This window comes from Chryseobacterium sp. CBSDS_008, from assembly GCF_049959325.1.
Taxonomy (GTDB): Bacteria; Bacteroidota; Bacteroidia; order Flavobacteriales; family Weeksellaceae; genus Chryseobacterium.
On sequence record NZ_CP188202.1, the window covers coordinates 4,637,075 to 4,656,738 of the forward strand.

The following is a 19,664-nucleotide window of genomic DNA, read 5'->3' on the forward strand; positions in this document are numbered from 1 at the left end:
ATGGTAGAAATGTTTATAAGACGAAAGGTTCTTTCGTTGGTTATTTCCATACTATTTGTACTGCTGGGAATTATGGCTCTGCTGAAGATGCCGATCACTCAATTTCCGGACATCGTACCGCCTTCAGTAACGGTTACGGCAAAATATACAGGAGCAAATGCCGAAGTGTCTGCCAATGCGGTAGCGCTTCCTCTGGAACGTGCGATTAATGGTGTACCGGGAATGACTTATATGTCGACGGTAACCTCTAATGATGGGCTTACGCTAATTCAGGTTTTCTTTGAAGTAGGGACGGATCCCGATGTAGCGGCTGTAAATGTTCAGAACAGGGTAACAACAATTCTGGATGAGCTTCCTGAAGAGGTAATCAGAGCGGGTGTAACTACTGAAAAAGAGGTGAACAGTATGCTGATGTACCTTAATATCACCAGTACAGATCCAAGCCAGGATGAGCAGTTCATCTATAACTTTACGGATATTAACGTCCTTCAGGAACTCAAACGTATTGACGGAGTAGGGCGTGCCGAAATTATGGGACAGAAAGAATACTCAATGAGAGTATGGCTGGATCCGCAGAAAATGGCAGCTTACCATATTTCTGCAGACGAAGTCATTACTTCCCTGCAAAAACAGAATATTTCCGCAGCACCGGGAAAAGTGGGCGAAACGTCCGGTAAAACTTCGAGCCAGCTGCAGTATGTGATCAAGTACAAAGGAAAGTTTTTTGAACCTAAACAATATGAAGAAGTTCCGATCCGATCTGATGTTGACGGAACTATTTTAAAGCTTAAGGATATTGCTAAAGTTGAATTCGGAGCGATGAACTACGGAATGGTTTCCAAAACAGACGGAAGACCTTCTGCATCGATCATGATGAAGCAGCGTCCCGGTTCCAACGCTTCCGAAGTTATTGAAAGTGTAAAGGCAAAAATGGAAGAATTGAAGGGTACGTCCTTTCCTCCCGGAATGGAATATAACATGGCGTATGATGTCTCCCGATTCCTTGATGCTTCCATCAGTGCGGTACTGACAACACTTATCGAAGCTTTTATTCTGGTGGGAATTGTTGTATTTATCTTCCTTCAGGACTGGCGTTCCACACTGATTCCTGTGCTCGCAGTTCCGGTAGCATTGATAGGAACTTTTGCATTTATGAATATGCTGGATTTCTCTGTGAACCTTTTGACATTGTTCGCACTGGTCCTTGCCATTGGAATTGTCGTTGACAATGCCATTGTCGTCGTGGAAGCTGTTCACGTGAAAATGGAAGAAGGAATGAATGCCATGGATGCCACCATCAGTGCCACTAAAGAGATTGCAGGGGCAGTAGTCGCAATTACAATCGTAATGTCTGCAGTATTTATTCCTGTAGCATTCCTGGATGGTCCGGTAGGCGTATTTTACCGTCAGTTTTCATTAACGCTGGCCATCAGTATTGTGATTTCCGGGGTAAATGCATTGACGCTTACCCCGGCGCTTTGTGCTATTATTTTAAAGCCTCATGATCATCATAAAAAGAAAACCATTATCGACAGGGCTTTCCAGAGTTTTAATACAGGATTTGAAAGACTGACGAATGGATATGTAGGTATTTTATCAAACTTTGCGACAAGAACTACAGTGACGTTCGGACTGCTGTTTTTATTTGTCGGGCTTACTTTTGTGACCAGTAAATTCCTGCCGACAGGGTTTATTCCCATGGAAGACCAGGGAATGGTCTATGTAAGTGTAACCACTCCGCAGGGAGCAACGGTAGAAAGAACCGAAAAAGTACTGGATGAGGTTACAGTGATTGCTAAGAAAATTAATGGAGTAGAAAATGTTACAACTCTTGCTGGATATAGTATTGTAACGGAAATCGCAGGTTCTTCTTACGGAATGGCAATGATCAACCTTAAAGACTGGCAAGAAAGAAATATTTCAGTGAATGATCTCATTGCAGAGCTTTCTGATAAAACCAAAGGCATAGCAGATGCCCAGATTGAGATCTTTGCGCCGCCAACAGTTCCAGGTTTCGGTAATACCAGCGGTTTTGAATTGCGTCTGCTGGACAGAACCGGAGGTACCATTGAAAATACAGATAAGATCACCAAAGATTTTGTTAAAAAACTCAATGAAGCTCCCGAACTGCAGAACAGTTTTACCAGCTTTGATGCTACTTTTCCTCAATACATGATCAATGTGGATTATGATATGGCTGCGAAGAAAGGAATTTCTGTAGATAATGCGATGTCTACATTACAGACGATGCTGGGATCTTATTATGCCACAAATTTTATCCGTTTCAGCCAGATGTATAAAGTGATGGTGCAGGCAAGTCCGGAGTACAGAGATACCCCTGAAAGTATTTTGAATCTCTATTTAAAAAATGATAAAGGCGAAATGGTGCCTTTCTCCACCTTCATCACTATTGAAAGAGTATATGGGCCGGAAGTACTGACGAGATATAATATGTATATGTCTGCCATGATCAACGGAGAACCCGCAGACGGTTACAGTTCAGGCGATGCGATTGCAGCTGTGGAACGTGTCGCGAAAGAGACATTACCTAGAGGTTTTGATATTGAATGGTCGGGGATGACAAGAGAAGAAATTTTATCAGGAAACCAGACGGTTTATATCTTCGCGATCTGTCTTTTGTTCGTGTATCTTTTATTAGCAGCGCAATACGAAAGTTTCCTTCTTCCGATGCCTGTATTATTAAGCCTTCCGACTGGGATCTTCGGTTCTTACATTGCATTGGTAATGATGGGATTAGATAATAATATTTATGCACAGGTGGCATTGGTCATGCTGATCGGACTGTTAGCTAAAAATGCTATTCTGATCGTAGAATTTGCGGTTGCAAGAAATAAACAGGGATTTGATATCATTCCGGCAGCTATTGAAGGGGCAAGACAGCGTCTGAGACCGATTCTGATGACTTCTTTTGCGTTTGTTGCGGGACTTATTCCATTATGCATTGCATCAGGAGCCGGAGCAATCGGTAACCGTTCCATTGGTACGGCAGCAGCAGGGGGAATGCTGATTGGAACCATTTTCGGACTGGTGGTAATTCCGGGACTGTATATATTCTTTGCAAAACTTGAAAATAAGAAGAAAAATGAAAAGATTAAACCATAGAAATATATTGTATGGAATAGCATCTCTGAGCCTGGTTTCATGTGCTGTTCCCAAAGTAACAGAACTGAAAAAAGCCCAGGAATTACCAGAGGAAATTATCAAATCTGATAAAAATAAATCTCCGGATGAATTCCAGCAGATTAACCTGAAGGCTTATTTTACAGATCCGAACCTGCTTGAACTTTTTGATAAAGTGGTTCAGGCTAATCCGGATTTCCAGATTGCCCAGCAAAGAGTGGAAATTGCCAACAGTTTCCTTCAAAGGTCAAAAATGGATTTGCTGCCTTCACTGGAAGTGGGAGCAGAGGCTTCCGGCAATCATTATGGAAAATATACAATGGAAGGTGTGGGGAACTATGACACCAACCTTTCGCCCAATATTACGGAAAATCAGAAAATCAACAGGGATTTTACGCCTAATTACTGGGTGGGAGCAAGAAGCAGCTGGGAAATTGATGCATGGGGGGAGCTGAAGAATAAAAAAATTGCTGCCCAGAAGAAATTTCTGGCATCTACTGAAGGTCTGAGGCTATTGCAGGTAGAGCTTTTCACAGATATTGCCAATTTGTATTATCAGCTGGTGGCTTTAGACAATCGTCTTGCGATTTATCAGAAGAATTATAATCTTCAGCAAAGAGCATTTGAGATTGTTCTGGCCCAGCGTGAAGTGGGAAAAGCTACAGAACTGGCAGTACAGCAGTTTAAAGCGCAGAATAACAACTGGCTGGCGGAGATTGAACATATCAGAGTGGAAATCGTTACAGTAGAACAGGCGATCACAACCTTAACAGGAAGCTATGGCGGAGAGGTGAAGCGTGGAAAAATACTGATGCCTACCAATATGGAAGTTTTGAATAAAAACATTAATGTTGAAAATGTGATCCATTCCAGGCCGGATGTAGCTGCTAACTATTATGTTTTGGAAGCTTCCCAGGCTGATGCGAAGGCTGCAAGAGCTGCCTTTTATCCCAAGATTGATCTTGGCGCAGGTTTCGGACTGAATTCTTTTTCTGTAGAAACATTTTTCAAACCAAGTTCACTGGCAGGGCAGCTGTTGGGTGGATTAATGGTTCCGGTTTTCAATAAAGGGCAGCTGAAATATGAATTTAAAGTAGCGAGTAAAGAACAGGAAATTGCTTTTTTAAACTATCAGAAAAGCATTACAACTGCTTTTAATGAACTTCAGTCTATTTTGAAGCAGACCAAAATTTATGAGCGTGTTCTTAAGCTGAAATCCGAAGAAGTGGGTTTTCTTGACCGCGGTGTTGAGGTTTCCAACGATCTTTATCTGACAGGATATGCAAACTATTTTGAACTGATCAATTCTCAGAAAAGCAAATTAACGGCTGAATTGGATTTATTACAATTCCAGCATCAGAATACCAGAAACAACGTCCTGCTGTTTAAAGCGCTGGGAGGGAAACTGGATTAATTTTTTACTTTTTTTACGATGAAGGAAGCTGTCTTTTAGGCAGCTTCTTTTATATTTTTTAATCAGATATCACGGATTCCTGTCGTGATATGTGAAATAATTACAGGATATTGCGTTAGAATCTGATTTTTTATAAGTTGAGCCAGCTTTATATAGATCTAAAAAAAGAGACTGTCCAAGGGGCAGTCTCTCTGTATATGGTTTAAAACGAATCTGCTTTAATGCAGAAGCATTTATAAGTACATATTATTTAACAAGCTGAATTCCAACAGCAGAAAATCCTTTAGGAGATTTCTCTTTTTCGAAAGATACTTTGTTTCCTTTTTTCACAGGTTCTGCACAGTTGTTATTGTGGAAGAAGATATTTTCTTTGCTGTTATCTTCTGTGATGAAACCATATCCTTTCTCACTCAGGAAAGTAACAATTCCTGTTTTTCTTGGATCTTCTTCAATAATAGGAGCCGCACCCAGCTGAATATCATCAAGGTTTACTTCCTGTCTTTGTTCAGGGGGAGTAGAAGTTAATCTTCCGAATTCATCTACATACATGAAGACATCCTCCGCTCCTTTGTTGTTGTTCGTTTTACGTTCTTCGCGTCTTAGCGCCTTTTCTTTTTGCTTTTGAATTTTTTTCTTGAAATTTTCCTTTTTAGAAAAAGAATCTGCCATAAATTATTTTTAGTATTTAGTTTCTATAAATTAATGAGTTCAATCTGGTCTGTTTAGACCCCTATAAAGCCTGGCGATGTTTTCTGTCCTGGAGTTTGTCCAATTATACAGAGCTTAAAAATTCCGACAAGTATTGTTCTTAATAGAAGAATAAAAGTTAAAAAGATGGCTGCTCAAAAAGCAAAGACTGAATAAAAATATTCGGGTCGTTACAGAAAACAAGGTGGTGACTTGGTTTATTAGTGCAAATATACAACAAATAAAATGAATAATCGGGTTTTAAATGATTGATTATCAGAAATGGTTTTACAGACTGCTTTAGGTCTGAATGTAACAGGATAAGAAAAGTACGCACAAGTCAATAAAAAAATCCCCAGAATGCTAGACTGCACCCAAAAGTTTAGACAAAATTAAACAATATTATTATATGAAAGAGTTCGGTACTGTACCGGGCTCTTTCCTTTTAGATTAAGTCTTATCCTGTCGTTATTGTAGTAATTGATATACTTCTTTATTTCTTTTTTGAGCTCATCAATGGTTTTAAATTTCTTAGTATAGAACATTTCAGATTTTAAAGTTCCAAAGAAGTTTTCTATTACCGCATTATCCAGGCAGTTTCCTTTGCGGGACATACTTTGGATAATGCCTTTTTCTTTTAACAGCTGCTGATAGGCCTTCATCTGATATTGCCAGCCTTGATCAGAGTGGATGATGAGGTTTTCAGTATTCTTAATTTTTCTGAGCCCTTTTTTGAGCATATTCACAACCTGCGTAAAGACAGGTCTTTCCGAGAGATCGTAACTGATAATCTCGCCATTGTAAAGGTCAATTATCGGCGAAAGGTACAATTTACTGCCCGAGACATTAAATTCTGTCACATCAGTGGCCCATTTTCTGTTTGGCTGATCTGCCTTAAAGTTCCTCTTCAGAATATTTGGCGCTATCCTGCCTTGCTCTCCCCGGTAAGATTTGTATTTTTTAACCCTAACGATACTTTTCAATCCCAGGGTCTTCATCAGTCTTAAGACCGTTTTATGATTAATTACAATTCCTTGTTGATTCATAATCAAGGTAATACGACGATATCCAAACCGACCCTTATGCCTATGATAAATTTGTTTTATCAAAGTTTTTACTTCTCCATATTTATCCTTTTTATCAAGAGCTTTCTGATGGTAATAGAAACTGCTTCTGGCCATACCTGTACAATCCAGCAGGAGCGACAGGTCATATTTTCGCCTTAATCCTTCGATGGCCTCTGCTTGTTCTTTTTGAGAGTTAAGGCGTCTAACTTTTTTAGAAAATCAATTTCAGCTCGCAGTCTTTCATTTTCCAGTAAAAGTTCTTCTTCTCTGGTCAATGGCTTATCCGACTTTCTTTTCTTACGTTTGTAATCACTCATAATCCTGGGTCTTCCTTTGGGGGTATTCTTTAACCCTAAAATACCACTTTTTTCGTAATCCCTCTGCCAGCTCAATACTGTAGACTGAGCTGCGATATCGAATCGGATACATGCTTCCCTTTGTGAGATACCTTCTGTTTCGATGGCTTTTAAAACTTTAATCTTGAAATCCAGGGAGTAGCTTCTGTTTTTTCTAGGTTGTAGTCCTGAGATTCCGTACTTGTTATAAAATCCAAGCCATTTGCGAAGATTAGATTCATTAAAACTCTTTTCTAATGCAATTGATTTTATGGAACGATGGGAACCTAAATGAAGTTCAATACATTCCAATTTGAAATCAATACTAAATTTTTCTTTCTTATACATAAAAATGCCCCTAAAAAGCGTCTAACTTTTTGGGGGCAGTCCATGCTGAGGATTATAAAAAAATATGTTAAAAATGAAGTGGTGGTGCGTGATACGGGAGGAAGGTATCAAATGTTATGCCTAAAATGGGTGCTGGTTTGAGAATTATCCTCAGGTGTTTAATTAAAAGATGTGTTTCAAAGTGTATCTGGCTGGCAAATAGCACTCTATTGAAAAACTATTGTTTACATAAAAATAGTAAATATTTCTCCTTCAGTTTAAAAATAAAAATAAAAATTCCCGAAAACTTCACCATATGAGGATGGCTTTTATTATTCATCTTTGCCTCATTAACATTTAAAAATAAAAATAATGTCAACACAAAATGTAAAAGGAAAGGTTGTTTTAATTGCCGGAGGAGGTAAAAACCTAGGAGGATTGTTAAGCAGGGATTTTGCGGCAAAAGGAGCCAAACTGGCAATCCATTACAACAGTGAAAGCTCAAAAGCAGACAGCGAAAAAACACTGGCTGAAGTACAGGCGTTGGGAGCAGAAGCATTTTTGTTCCAGGGAGATCTTACCAAAGTAGATACTATTACCAAATTCTTTGATGAAACAATATCCCGTTTCGGAGGAATTGATATTGCAATCAATACTGTAGGAATGGTGCTGAAAAAGCCATTTTCAGAGACTACAGAAGCTGAATATGATACGATGTTCAACGTTAATTCAAAATCAGCATATTTCTTTTTGCAGGAAGCCGGTAAAAAACTGAATGATCACGGAAAAATCTGTACCATTGTTACTTCATTGCTGGCAGCCTACACCGGATTGTATTCCACCTATGCAGGTGCCAAAGCACCGGTAGAGCATTTTACAAGAGCTGCTTCCAAAGAATTCGGAGCAAGGGGAATCTCTGTAACTGCTGTGGCGCCCGGCCCGATGGACACTCCTTTTTTTTACGGTCAGGAAACCGATGAGGCAGTTGCTTATCATAAATCAGCATCAGCACTGGGAGGGTTAACGGATATTAAAGATATTGCTCCACTGGTAGAATTTCTGGTAACAGAAGGCTGGTGGATCACCGGGCAGACCATCTTTGCCAACGGTGGATATACAACAAGATAATATATTGGATGAATCCATAAAAAGAAACTCACTGAAAATAACATTCAGTGAGTTTGTATTTAAAGGGAATAAAGAAATTAAGTGGTTTTAACCTTTCCTTTCTCCAATACACTTTTGATAATAAAGAATAAGCCGAGAAGAACAAATGGAATACTCAGAAGCTGTCCCATGTTCAGGCTCATCGCATGCTCAAATTCTACCTGATCTACCTTGATAAATTCAATCACGATTCTCATCATAAAGATCAACAGGATGCTGATTCCAAAATAAAATCCTTTTCCTATTTTAAAGATATTCTTCCTGTAAATAAAATAGACAGAAAGGAAAATGATAAAATAAGAGATTGCTTCATAAAGCTGGGCAGGATGTCTCGGAAGATCATCTACCTGGCGGAATATAAAAGCCCACGGAACATCGGTAGGAATTCCTATGATTTCAGAATTCATAAGATTGGCCAGCCTGATAAAAGTTCCTCCCAACGGAAGTACAATAGCTATCGCATCCAAAACGGTCATGAACGGAATAGAATATTTTCTTGCATATAAAAGCAGCATAATCACCAGGCCGATACCACCGCCATGGCTGGCAAGACCTGCAAATCCTGTAAAATGGTAAGCGCCATCCGGTCCTTTCTGTATGGGTAAAAATACTTCAAGCGGATGCTGTGAATAATAATCAAAATCATAAAAAAGGCAGTGTCCCAGTCTCGCACCCACCAGAATACCTATCAGTGCATAGGAGAATAAAGCCTCGTGAGCCTGTGAGCTAAGACCTTCTTTTTTATAAATACGTTTTAAAATATGTAAGCTTAAAACAAGTCCTGCAAGAAACAGTAATCCGTAATATTTTATAGGGAGTCCTAAGATATTGACGATTTCGGGATTGATGTCCCAGTTGATATATAATAAATTCATTGCTGCAAAGATAAGAAAATAGGATTTTCCGGCCAGGATGAGGCTGTGGCAGGTTGTATGTGCTGATTTTTAGCCTGTTATAAATATTTTAATAAATTCCGCCTGAGTATGGTAACCATTGCCATGGGTATTAATGGGAAAGCCTTTTGGATTAAGTGTATATTTGTATCTGTAACCAAATACTTTAATGTGGGAGATGTTTTTAAAATAAAAACATCATACACAAGAACTTTTAAAATAACTGGCGGGTCAGTGAGTATTACTTATTATGGTGCGTAATGCATTTAGGTGAGGAAAAACTTCAATGATGATATGCTAAATAAAAACCTCTGAAATCTTTGATTTCAGAGGTTTTTTGTACCCAGGACCGGGATCGAACCGGTACTCCTAAGAACTGGTGTTTGAGACCAGCGCGTCTACCAATTCCGCCACCTGGGCTTGATGTTGAGTTCAAACGTGATGTTTGTTTCAAATTGGTGTGCAAATATATAAACTTTTTTCAATGTTCAAAAGCTTTTTGAATAAAAATTTTTAAAAAGTAAGTTCCAAACCATCGTAGGCAAGGTGTATTCCGGGGGGAAGCAACTTATCTTCAATATCATGCAGTCCTAAATGATGGCTGATATGAGTTAAAAATAATTTCTTCGGTTTCAGCTCTTCGAACAATTTGATAACATCCGGAAGAATAAAATGGGCAGGATGCGGATCAAATTTCCTGATGCAGTTTAAGATCAGAATGTCCAGATCCTTCAGTTTTTCCTTTTCCGTCTCAGAAATAAAACCGGCATCTGTAATATAGGCCAGCTTTTTAAATTTATATCCAAAAACAGAAATTTTATAATGAATTACTTCTACAGGAGTGATTTCCGTGTCCAGCACTTCAAAAGGTTTGTTTTCAATTTCATGAAGTTCAAAAGCGGGTGCGCCGGGATATCTTACATCAGCAAAAGCGTAAGGGAATCTGTTTTTTATTTCGTGAGCCACTCTTGAATAGCAATAGAGCGGGACATCTTTTCCACTTTTAAAAATCAATGGACGCATATCATCCAGCCCGATTACGTGGTCATTATGCTCATGGGTAATCAGCGCAATATCTACGTTATGTTCGTGGTTGGCAAGCATTTGCTGCCTGAAATCCGGGCCGCAGTCGATCAGTATCTTTTTATTTTCCTCCGTAGTGACCATTACGGAAGAGCGCAAACGGTTGTCTTTGGGGTTTTCTGAAGTACATACTTCACATGTGCAGCCTATAACAGGTACACCTTGAGAAGTACCGGTTCCTAAAAATTTCAACTTCATTTTGTTTTGAGGTTGGTTTAATTTTGGTAAATTTACAAAAAATTTCATGTCCTAATGTATCAGAAACTAACTCCTAAACAAAAAGCATTAACAATTAATCTAGATCCTACTATTTATGGTACTTTCGCAGAAATTGGAGCAGGGCAGGAGACTGTTCGCCACTTTTTTAGAGCAGGGGGAGCTTCCGGTACGATTGCTAAGGCAATGTCTGCTTATGACAAAGATTTTAGTGATGCCATCTACGGAAAAGAAGTAAAAAACAGGTATGTTACCCAGAACAGGCTTCGAAAAATGCTCCGATATGAGGTAGCCTTGATTGAGGAGAGAATTTCCAGAGACAATAATCCGGACAGAAAGTTCTTTTCGTATGCCAATACGGTAACAACCATTAATTTTGATAAGACGGTAAGAGGCCACGGCTGGGTAGGAATTCGTTTTCAGACCAAGGAAAATGAAGATTATAATGAGATCGTAATCCACGTAAAATTCAAAGAAAATGATGCTACTCTTCAGCAGGAAACCTTAGGGAACCTGGGGGTGAATCTTATTTTCGGGGCCTTTCATTATTTTGACAATCCAAGAACTTTAGTAGAATCTCTTTATGATGATATTGCAAAGGATAATCTTGAAATTGACATGATCGACTTCAGCGGACCCGCTTTTGCCTATGTTGATAACAGGCTGATGTCTCTTCAGCTGGTAAAAAATGGAATGACGGATGCCGTAATCTTCAATTCTGAAGGGAACAATATGCTTCCGGCAGATGTATTGTACAAGAAAAATATTTTCGCGGTAAGAGGAAGTTTCAGACCGGTAACGAAAGTAAACATTGATATGCTTAAAAATGGGATGGATATGTTCTTCAAAGATGCCACCTGTACGCATGAAGAAACAGAAGTCCTTATCGAGATCACCATTTCCAATCTGAGAGCAGACGGAGATATTGATGAAAGAGATTTCCTGGATAGAGTAGACATTCTTGGGAAACTGGGATATACCGTTATTATTTCGAATTTCTCTGAATATTACAGACTGATTGATTATTTTGCCTCCTACACCAGTGGAGACATCGGTGTGGCAATGGGTGTAAATAACCTGTTGATGGTGTTTGACGAGAAATATTATAAAAACCTTTCAGGAGGAATTCTGGAAGCTTTCGGTAAGTTTTTCAGAAACGGAATGAGAGTATATCTATATCCTTATAAAGATCCTGAAACCCATCAGTTACTGGATTCTTCAAACTTAAAAGTAGAAGAAAACCTGAAAGAATTATATAAATATTTTAAACACAACAACCGTATTGTAGATATTACGAACTATAATCCGGAGTTTTTGGAAATTTATTCCAGAGAAATATTGAGAAAAATTGCATGTTGTGTGAAAGGCTGGGAAACTCAGGTTCCGGAAGGCGTAGCAGAAATGATCAAAGAGCGCGGAATGTTCGGATATAAAGAAGAACTTTCCCTAAAACAATTCTCTTAAAAAAATATATACAATGTCAGAATTAAAGAAAAGACTTTCCTCAATTCTTGAGAGTCCTAAACATAATACAGAAGAAAAGCTTGAAAAAGTTTGCCACCTGCTGGATCAGGAGATTTCTTATTTCAACTGGACAGGTTTCTATTTCAAAAACGGAGATAAGGAAGAACTGATTTTAGGCCCTTACGTAGGAGCGCCTACAGATCATACCATTATTCCTTACGGTAAAGGAATCTGCGGCCAGGTTGCTGTTTCCAATGAGACGTTCGTAGTTCCGGATGTGCATGAAGAAAGTAACTATCTAAGCTGTTCCATTGATACAAAAGCTGAAATTGTAGTTCCTATTTTTAAGGACGGAAAAAATATCGGTCAGATTGATATTGATTCCCATACAATCGATCCTTTCACGAAAGAAGACCGTGAATTATTAGAATGGCTTTGTAACGAAGTTTCTAAGATTTTGTAATTCGAACCTATTATAAGTAAAATATAGACTCCGGCTGACTTGGCCGGAGTTTTTTTATGGATTATTGGTGGTAATGACAAACATGATCAAAGGCTCATCTCCTATATTTTCAACGGAATGATATCCTATAGAATTAATGGCTGTAATATCACCTTTTTGAAGCGTTTTCTTACGTATTGCTCCTTCTGTGCCTGTTCTTTCTCTGTATTCCCCGGTTCCATGGATGACAACGTATAATTCCTGCTCATTTCTTTGATTGTGCGTATGAAACCCGGATTCATCACCTTTGTTCAACAGCACCATATAAGCTGCCAAACGGTTATTGGCCAGTTCTTTCTGCTCAAACATCTGTATCATGTATACAGTCCCGTTTCCACCATACATATTCTCACGTTTTTCCAGTCGGGTAATGGTTCTTTCCTCTTTTTCAAATGCCATTACATAAAGGTTGATGTATTTTGAAACCTCCTGTATAACGTGATCAAATTCTGCTCCTTCGGATAATATAACAGTATCAGGCATGTGAGTTTAATGTTTAGGGTTTAAAGTTCGGTGTGTATGTTTTAGATCAGTTGTGCTGCATCAGATGAATTTCAGCCAGCAATTCTTTAAAGTAATTCTCACATTTTGCAATATGGGTTCCATACCAGGAAAATGCCTCTCCGTCTACGATCATAATCTTTTTATCAGGATAAAAAGCCTGCAGTTCCTCCATATGTTTTTCTTTAAACGGAAACGGTTCGGAAGAAAGCATAATGATGTCAGCATCCGACAGGTCTTCAGCCGTAATCTGCGGATAACGGGTTTTGTCTTTAAAGATATTCTCAAATCCAATTTCTGATAAAATTCTATGGATAAAAGTATCTGAACCTATCGTCATGTATGGATTTTTCCAGATAAGATAAGCTGCTTTGAGAGGCCTTTTCAGCTTTGCCTGATTCAGAATGTCATAAATTTTAAGGTTGAAAAGCTGGGCTCTGTCTTCCTTTCCAAAAAGCTTTCCAAGATTTTTAAGCAGGTAATAATTATCCTCAATTGTATCAATATTGGTTACCATTACCTTGTAATCATTCATCAGAGCTTCCACCTGGTCCTTTACATTCTCTTCCTTATTGGCAAGAATAAGATCCGGTTGCAGTGCTTTGATTTTTTCAATATTGATATTTTTTGTTCCGCCGATTATGGGTACATTTTTTATTTTATCCTGAGGATGAATGCAGAATTTTGTTCTTCCTACCACTTCATTTTCGGTCAGTCCAAGGTCAAATAAAGCCTCAGTAATAGAAGGTACAAGTGAAACGATTTTCATATTGGCATGTTAGATGATGCCTAAAATTACAAAAGTTTTCCGGTTAAGAAAAGTCCGGCTACGGTAAAATAGATAATAAGCCCTGTAACATCCACTAGGGTTGCTACAAACGGAGCAGAGGAAGTAGCAGGGTCAAGATTTAATTTCTTTAATGCAAATGGAATCATGGAGCCTGATAATGTTCCCCATAGCACAATGGCAATCAGGGAAACCGAAACACTCAATCCTACATATACCCAATACTGTCCATAATCAAAAAGACCTATCTGCTGCCAAAGCATGATTCTTATAAATCCGATAATCCCTAAAATGGCTCCAAGACATAATCCGGAGATAATTTCTTTTTTCATGACATACCACCAATCCTTAAGATTGATCTCCTGAAGGGCCATTGCACGGATAATCAACGTGGCAGCCTGAGACCCGGAATTTCCTCCACTGGAAATAATCAGCGGAACAAATAAGGCGAGAACAACCGCTTTCTCAATTTCTTTATCAAAATATCCCATTGCTGAAGCCGTCAGCATTTCCGAAACAAACAGAATGATCAGCCAGGTGGCCCTTTTTTTAATCATCTCTGTCCATGAAGTTTGGGTATAGGGAAGATCCAGGGCTTCCAATCCCCCGAATTTCTGGATATCTTCCGTGTTCTGCTGTTCAATCTGATCCAGGATGTCATCTATCGTTACGATTCCCACCAAAACTCCGGCTTCCGTAATAATAGGAAGGGCGCCACGGTCATACTTTTCGAAATACGTTACCGCATCCTCTTTGGAAGTGGTGGTGGTAATGGCTACAAAATGGTTGTCCGTAATATCAGAAACCAGGGTATCTTCCTCTTCCAGCAATAACGTTCCGATGGCAAGGTCATCAATCAGGCGGTTTCTTTCATCCACTACATACAGGTAGTTCATGGTTTCCACTCTTTTTCCTACCTTTTTAATCTGCTGAAGACATCTTTTTACCGTCCATTCCTTACGGATCTGAATATAATAAGGTGTCATCAGACGGGCGATAGAATCTGAATTGTATCCAAGGAGCTTTAAGGCAATTCTTCTTTCCTGAGGGTTAAGATGATTAATAGAATACTTGATCAGCTCATCCGGGAAATCCTCGAAAAGAGCAGTCCTGTCATCCGGAGTCATGGCATTCAGGATTTCGGAAACCTCATCACTTCCGATACTTCTGATGGTTTCTTCCTGAAAATCAGGGTCAAGGTGTGAAAAAACTTCTGCTTTGTACTCTTTCGGAACCTTCAGGAACGCGAGCAGCCTCTCATCAGCAGGAAGTTCGCTGAGAGTTTCGGCAATATCGGCAGGGTTAAAGATAAGTTCGTCTCTGGAATTCAAAACGTGAAATTTTTGGATATGCAAAAATAATCCAAATTTTTAAGACTAGGCAATAAACTGGCGAAATTAAGGATTAATTAAAGTGTAATACTTCTGTAAGACAAAAAACACCCGCCGAAACGGGTGTGCAAAAATTAAATTTAAATTCCAATATTCTTTAAATTGGTTCGCATTCTGAGGTTGGAATGTAAATACAAACGGCGTTTGTACAGCATTGGTATGGTCCGCAATCTGAATTGTCACCACACTTTTTTATTCCACTTCCTTTAATGTTTTTTTGCTCGAGCCGGTTGAGCTTCTTAAGATTTGAATTTTTCATAATCATTAGTAGCTTAAAATTAAGGCTCAATCATGCAGTCATGATCAAGGCATTCTCCATTACAGCAATATCCAACGGAGCAAGGTCTTGTTTCGCTGCATCTGAAAGGTCCGAAACCGCCATTGATTTGTTTCGCAGCTTCTCTGCTGAGTTTCTTTAGATTTTTCATATAGTTATAGTTTAGATTTAATGTCAGACTAAAATAATAAATATTTCTATACTATTTATTTATTAAAGAAATTAATTTATTACTAATCAGTATTTTATTTATATTTAAATACAAACACCTGCATTTGCAGGTGTTTGTCATAATCATACATTACTCCAAAATACATGGATTTAGAACACAGATGTTTTGGCAGCATGCTCCGCCCGGACATTCATAATGTTCTGTACATCTTTTGAAAGGCCCGCTGCCTTTGATTTCTTTTTGTACTTGTCTGCTGAGTTTTTTTAGATTTTTCATATGATTTAGTTTTAGGTCTGACTAAAATAGTAAAAAATATTTAATAATTCCTTATTTGGTGAGAATATTTAATTGTTAATCAGGTATTTATAGTGTGTGTTAAATAAGAAGCACCTGTTTATGAATGTAAACAAGTACTTTATATATTATGAAAATTAAATAATTTGGAGTGAGGAGAACTTTTAAAAGTTATAATTATGAATTATGAATTATGAATTATGAATTATTCCGCTATAGCTAATGGACCATAGGAATGAAAATTCACCATTGACTTGCGAAGCAAAATTGACCATTGATAATCAAAGGTCGTATATTCCAACCTTAAACCTTAAACCTTAAACCTTAAACCTTAAACCTTAAACTCAAAGCTCTGCTTCCGTTGGCTTCAGCTTTCTCAGTTTCTTAATAATTCCTTTGATGGCTCCTTCGGTTCCTATTTTAACAGAGTTGGTTGTAGAACCCAGCAGGCGCATGTTTTTCCGGTAGGTATCGTGATCTGTTTCGGCCATGAGGCTGCCGTCCGCACCAAAAAGTTTCATGCTGACAACCACCTGATTGGAGAATACGTATTTTCCAAAACCTACTTTGAAATATCTTACTTTGGAAACAATGGCAAAATCCGCATCATTATTTTGGCAGTAGTCTACAATAGTCTGTTTGTCTATACTGTCGAAAGGAACCTGAACTTCTGCACGGAGCATTTTATTCCTTCTTCCGCTGAAATTATCGGTAACCGCATCAAAAAAAGCATTGTTGGTAGGATCCTTTATTTCATCAATATCAGGCTCTACCTCGGGATTGAAGTAGAGAACTCTTTTTATTTTATCATCAGCACTTTTCTGAGCTTTTACCGAAGTAAACCCGATGAATAAAAAAGTAATAACTGCTGTAAAGAATATAATTTTTTTCATTTGTAATTCGAATGCAAAATTACTGCCTTTTCGTTGGATTGCATACAATTTATTAAGAAATTTTTAACATTTTTTTCTATCAAATTTGATTTATGAAATCAATAATGTTTGCAGAATCAAAAAATAGTCGTAATTTTGCACCCGTTACATAATAATCATTAAACAATATTGGAATGTACTTAACAACAGACAAAAAGCAGGAAATTTTCGCAAAGCACGGAAAATCTGCACAAGACACAGGGAGTGCTGAAGGACAAATCGCTCTTTTCACTTTCAGAATCAATCACTTATCTCAGCACTTAAAGGCTAACCGTCATGATTTCAACACAGAGAGATCTCTAGTGAAATTGGTAGGTAAGAGAAAAAGTTTACTAGATTACCTTAAAAACAAAGATATCGCAAGATATAGAGCAATTATTGCTGAACTAGGTTTAAGAAAATAATCTATAAAGATTTTCAAAATAAAAAGCAGCTTCGAAAGAAGTTGCTTTTTTGTTTTTACACTACAGGGGATTTTTAACCGCAAAAGACACAAAAGTTTTTTAGCACCCAGGTTGTTTTAAGAAATTACTAAATGCTTGAGGAGAGTGCTTGGTTTTTATAAGTTTTTGATTTTCAAATAATAATAAAATTGGATTTAGATTCCTACGGAATGATAAACTGTATGGATAGGCCAGTACTCCAATTGTGTTATTCCGTAGGAATCTAGCTTTTATGATCCATAAAAAGATTGCAACTCAAACTAATATTAAAACCGAAGGTATAAAAATTCCCCTCCCTCGGAGGGGTGGCGAAAATTCAAAGAATTTTTGACGGGGTGGTTAACACTCTGCAGCATCCATTATTCCACTTTCTTCCCAATTTTCCCCAGATGCGTATTTTGAAAACTGTCCGGATATTTCAATCCATATCCTAAAATTCTGTCAAAAGCAGAGTGAGAAAATAAGAGGGCTCCAACCATTTGCAAATAGGGTAGGGAAAGGGCTGTTCCGATGAAATAGACAATAATAGCTATTCCCAAATGATGAAAGAGATTATAGAAGAAAGCTCCCACTTTATTATTAACCATATAGCCCAACATAGAAAGGTCCGGTGCAAGGAAAAGTCCGGCAAACCACCACCAGGAATATCCCGTTTGTGCAAAAGCATAGATTCCTAACAGTAGAAATGCTGCGTATTCAAGTTTTAACTGTATTTTCATTGTAATTGCATTAGCTTTGGGATAAGTTTCTTATTTCAGGAAAAAGTTACATGAATAGATCTAAAAAAAAGCGGAATATGTCAACATATTCCGCTTTGTATATTTTGATATAATTTGTTTTAATGTCCTGATTTGGTTTCAGTATTTTCCACATGACCCAGATATTTGGTACAGTAAGCACCAAAAATCAGAATAACCAGATAGCAGAATACAGGAATGATAAATGAATGCTGTACGCCGAACTGATCTGCCAGATATCCCTGGAAAATAGGAACAATTGCTCCCCCTAAAATGGCCATTACCACTAAGGAAGATCCCTGGCTGGTATATTTCCCCAATCCTGAGATGGCCAGTGTATAAATATTGGAAAACATAATAGAGTTAAAAATTCCGATACCTAAAATACTGTACATGGCCAGTTCACCATGATTGACCATCGCTGAAATTAACAATACAACATTGACTGCCGCAAAGATGGATAATGTTCTTGCCGGAGCTGCTTTACCCACGAAGAAAGCAATGAAATTAAGTATGATAAACACAAGGAAAAAGCTGATCTGAGAGAAAGTAAGATTTACAATACTGAAGATCACAAGGAAAACAGCAGCAGCTGCCCCCAGCATATAAACAGCCTTTTTACTCTGGCTTAAGGATTGGTTTAAAGAGATGGCTCCAAGAAAACGGCCGATCATCGCTCCTCCCCAATACAGAGAAAGGTAATTCTTACTGATGATTTCATTAAAGCCCATAATCTGTGGCTGCTCCAGGAAGCTGATGATAAAACTTCCCACGGCAACTTCTCCGCCCACATAGCAGAACATAGCAAATACCCCGAATTTCAGGTGGCTGAATTCAAGAGCTCCCCAGCCTTTTACCACTTCTTCTTCACCCATCTGGAATGAAGGAAGCTTAACTCTTGAAATCAACAGCGCAACCAGTAAAAGAATACCCGCAAAAATAAGATAGGGAATTCTTGTTGCTACTGCACTGAATGATCCGTCCGGAGATGAGAAAAATTCAAAAATAAGGTGGCCTCCAAGTACCGGCGCTATCGTTGTTCCGAAGGCATTGAATGCCTGGGTCATATTCAGACGGCTCGAGGCAGATTCTTCACTTCCCAGCAATGAAACATAGGCATTGGCAGTAATCTGAAGTACCGTAAAACCAAGCCCTAAAATAAACAAAGCTCCCAGAAACAGCGGGTAATACGAAAACGTAGCAGCCGGATAAAACAGAACACAGCCTAAAGCTGCGAGGAAAATTCCGAACAGGATTCCTTTTTTGTATCCTAATTTATTAATGGGATCTCCTTTTGTAATAGAGATCATAAAATAAATCAGAGACCCAATAAAGTAAGCTCCGAAAAAACAGAACTGTACCAGCATGGATTCGAAAAAGGTAAGATTGAAAAGTTGCTTCAGGTAGGGAATCAGGATATCATTCATACAGGTGATGAATCCCCACATAAAAAACAGCAGGGTGATGGTAATCAACGGTACCGTATAATTCCTGCTTTGTGATTGTACTTCTTTATTAATCATAAACATTTATTTATCTGTATAAGGATAATTCCTTAACTTTTTTTGCCTACAGCATTGTATTTGGTGAAGTAGGGGCAAATATAGGGATCAGCCTATGTCTTTGCAATAATTTTAATGGTTTTTATAATGAAATGTATATTTTTTTCAGATCAGAGTCTTATTTTCATTTTTTGAGACAATAATACAAAAACGATAGGATTTTTCAATGCATTATCTGCAGAAACTGTTTTTTATTTTTACGAATAGCCATTAAGCCGAGATTACAGGAAAAAATTAAAACTTTCACCAACTGATAGCCAATTTTTTGTATT

The 19,664-nt window shown here is 38.1% G+C and carries 19 protein-coding genes and 1 tRNA gene; 6 read left to right on the forward strand and 14 right to left on the reverse strand.

Features of this window, described 5'->3' with window-relative positions:
- Nucleotides 1-3,123 carry an efflux RND transporter permease subunit gene (locus tag ACP3T3_RS21000; protein ID WP_426477655.1) on the forward strand — a complete coding sequence of 1,041 codons (3,123 nt, stop codon included), beginning with the start codon at nt 1-3 and terminating at the stop codon, nt 3,121-3,123.
- Nucleotides 3,104-4,555, forward strand: coding sequence for a TolC family protein (locus tag ACP3T3_RS21005; RefSeq protein ID WP_426477656.1), 1,452 nt, complete (start codon nt 3,104-3,106; stop codon nt 4,553-4,555). Before ACP3T3_RS21000 ends, ACP3T3_RS21005 begins: the two co-directional genes overlap by 20 nt.
- A 246-nt stretch (nt 4,556-4,801) precedes the next feature.
- Here the strand turns inward: ACP3T3_RS21005 and ACP3T3_RS21010 are convergent, their stop codons facing one another.
- The 3 genes from ACP3T3_RS21010 to ACP3T3_RS21020 form a co-directional block, all read right to left on the reverse strand.
- Nucleotides 4,802-5,224, reverse strand: coding sequence for a cold shock domain-containing protein (locus ACP3T3_RS21010; RefSeq protein ID WP_426477657.1), 423 nt, complete (start codon nt 5,222-5,224; stop codon nt 4,802-4,804).
- Nucleotides 5,225-5,634: 410 nt separating this feature from the next.
- Nucleotides 5,635-6,477 carry an IS3 family transposase gene (locus ACP3T3_RS21015; RefSeq protein WP_426479963.1) on the reverse strand — a complete coding sequence of 281 codons (843 nt, stop codon included), beginning with the start codon at nt 6,475-6,477 and terminating at the stop codon, nt 5,635-5,637.
- Complete coding sequence (locus ACP3T3_RS21020) at nt 6,465-6,992, reverse strand: helix-turn-helix domain-containing protein (RefSeq protein WP_426477658.1); 528 nt, start codon at nt 6,990-6,992, stop codon at nt 6,465-6,467. Before ACP3T3_RS21020 ends, ACP3T3_RS21015 begins: the two co-directional genes overlap by 13 nt.
- A 351-nt stretch (nt 6,993-7,343) precedes the next feature.
- Between ACP3T3_RS21020 and ACP3T3_RS21025 the strand changes: the two genes are divergently transcribed.
- Nucleotides 7,344-8,099, forward strand: a complete 756-nt coding sequence (locus tag ACP3T3_RS21025) for an SDR family oxidoreductase (RefSeq protein ID WP_426477659.1) — start codon at nt 7,344-7,346, stop codon at nt 8,097-8,099.
- A gap of 77 nt (nt 8,100-8,176) precedes the next feature.
- On the opposite strand, the gene lgt is transcribed toward ACP3T3_RS21025, so the two are convergent.
- The 3 genes from lgt to ACP3T3_RS21040 all read right to left on the reverse strand — a co-directional run bounded on the left by lgt (nt 8,177) and on the right by ACP3T3_RS21040 (nt 10,312).
- Nucleotides 8,177-9,013: a prolipoprotein diacylglyceryl transferase gene (gene lgt / locus ACP3T3_RS21030; RefSeq protein ID WP_426477660.1), complete on the reverse strand. Its 837-nt coding sequence runs from the start codon at nt 9,011-9,013 to the stop codon at nt 8,177-8,179.
- Nucleotides 9,014-9,371: 358 nt separating this feature from the next.
- Nucleotides 9,372-9,451, reverse strand: a tRNA-Leu gene (locus ACP3T3_RS21035).
- A gap of 93 nt (nt 9,452-9,544) precedes the next feature.
- Nucleotides 9,545-10,312 carry an MBL fold metallo-hydrolase gene (locus ACP3T3_RS21040; RefSeq protein ID WP_426477661.1) on the reverse strand — a complete coding sequence of 256 codons (768 nt, stop codon included), beginning with the start codon at nt 10,310-10,312 and terminating at the stop codon, nt 9,545-9,547.
- A gap of 54 nt (nt 10,313-10,366) precedes the next feature.
- Between ACP3T3_RS21040 and ACP3T3_RS21045 the strand changes: the two genes are divergently transcribed.
- Complete coding sequence (locus tag ACP3T3_RS21045; protein ID WP_426477662.1) at nt 10,367-11,794, forward strand: TonB-dependent receptor; 1,428 nt, start codon at nt 10,367-10,369, stop codon at nt 11,792-11,794.
- A gap of 13 nt (nt 11,795-11,807) precedes the next feature.
- Nucleotides 11,808-12,257 carry a GAF domain-containing protein gene (locus ACP3T3_RS21050; protein ID WP_426477663.1) on the forward strand — a complete coding sequence of 150 codons (450 nt, stop codon included), beginning with the start codon at nt 11,808-11,810 and terminating at the stop codon, nt 12,255-12,257.
- A gap of 54 nt (nt 12,258-12,311) precedes the next feature.
- Here ACP3T3_RS21050 and ACP3T3_RS21055 read toward each other — a convergent pair whose 3' ends face one another.
- The 6 genes from ACP3T3_RS21055 to ACP3T3_RS21080 all read right to left on the reverse strand — a co-directional run bounded on the left by ACP3T3_RS21055 (nt 12,312) and on the right by ACP3T3_RS21080 (nt 16,611).
- A complete protein-coding gene (locus tag ACP3T3_RS21055) occupies nt 12,312-12,779 on the reverse strand; it encodes a cupin domain-containing protein (RefSeq protein ID WP_426477664.1) in 468 nt (155 codons plus the stop codon).
- 46 nt (nt 12,780-12,825) lie between these two features.
- The gene (locus tag ACP3T3_RS21060) at nt 12,826-13,566 is read right to left on the reverse strand and encodes an ABC transporter substrate-binding protein (protein ID WP_426477665.1); all 741 of its coding nucleotides are present in this window, start codon (nt 13,564-13,566) and stop codon (nt 12,826-12,828) included.
- A gap of 26 nt (nt 13,567-13,592) precedes the next feature.
- On the reverse strand, nt 13,593-14,915 hold the full coding sequence (gene mgtE / locus ACP3T3_RS21065) for a magnesium transporter (RefSeq protein ID WP_426477666.1): 1,323 nt from the start codon (nt 14,913-14,915) through the stop codon (nt 13,593-13,595).
- Between the two features lie 338 nt (nt 14,916-15,253).
- On the reverse strand, nt 15,254-15,403 hold the full coding sequence (locus tag ACP3T3_RS21070) for a bacteriocin-like protein (protein WP_426477667.1): 150 nt from the start codon (nt 15,401-15,403) through the stop codon (nt 15,254-15,256).
- A gap of 150 nt (nt 15,404-15,553) precedes the next feature.
- Nucleotides 15,554-15,700, reverse strand: coding sequence for a bacteriocin-like protein (locus ACP3T3_RS21075; RefSeq protein ID WP_426477668.1), 147 nt, complete (start codon nt 15,698-15,700; stop codon nt 15,554-15,556).
- Between the two features lie 362 nt (nt 15,701-16,062).
- Nucleotides 16,063-16,611, reverse strand: coding sequence for a pyruvate decarboxylase (locus tag ACP3T3_RS21080; protein WP_426477669.1), 549 nt, complete (start codon nt 16,609-16,611; stop codon nt 16,063-16,065).
- 173 nt (nt 16,612-16,784) lie between these two features.
- On the opposite strand from ACP3T3_RS21080, the gene rpsO reads away from it, so the two are divergent.
- Entirely contained in the window at nt 16,785-17,054 is a 270-nt protein-coding gene (gene rpsO / locus ACP3T3_RS21085; RefSeq protein ID WP_034692246.1) for a 30S ribosomal protein S15, read from the forward strand.
- 398 nt (nt 17,055-17,452) lie between these two features.
- On the opposite strand, the gene ACP3T3_RS21090 is transcribed toward rpsO, so the two are convergent.
- Nucleotides 17,453-17,812 carry a DUF4260 domain-containing protein gene (locus tag ACP3T3_RS21090; RefSeq protein WP_426477670.1) on the reverse strand — a complete coding sequence of 120 codons (360 nt, stop codon included), beginning with the start codon at nt 17,810-17,812 and terminating at the stop codon, nt 17,453-17,455.
- A 119-nt stretch (nt 17,813-17,931) separates the two neighbouring features.
- Complete coding sequence (locus ACP3T3_RS21095) at nt 17,932-19,353, reverse strand: sugar MFS transporter (RefSeq protein WP_426477671.1); 1,422 nt, start codon at nt 19,351-19,353, stop codon at nt 17,932-17,934.
- Nucleotides 19,354-19,664: the final 311 nt, after the last annotated feature.